1 protein-coding gene is annotated in these 271 nt (G+C 60.9%); it reads left to right on the plus strand.

Annotated elements, in window-relative coordinates; genetic code table 11:
- Positions 1 to 271, plus strand: a 271-nt coding sequence (locus SB717_RS35960; RefSeq protein ID WP_410907768.1) for a hypothetical protein, incomplete at both ends; no start/stop codon positions are given.

The raw sequence follows: 271 nt of genomic DNA on the forward strand, positions 1-271 counted from the left end.
CGAACGAGACATTCGGCGCATTCACGCTGGTACTGTCGGATGCAACGGTCGAAGTCATCCCACCCGCGATCAATGCCGACGAAATTGAACACCTGCTTGACGAGTTGAGCAAGCGCCTCGCCGCGCATCTCTCACCCTTGGACGACGTGGACGAATCGGAACGCGAGCCCGAAGCGGACGACAAGTTATCGCCACCCAATGCCAGAACATGGGAAGCCCGCGCCCAGACGCTCCTGGCGCCAGGCGGCAAGAGAGCGCAGCTGTTCAGTTG

Origin of the sequence: Priestia sp. SIMBA_032 (assembly GCF_046535215.1) — a bacterium.
Taxonomy (GTDB): domain Bacteria; phylum Bacillota; class Bacilli; order Bacillales; family Bacillaceae_H; genus Priestia; species Priestia aryabhattai.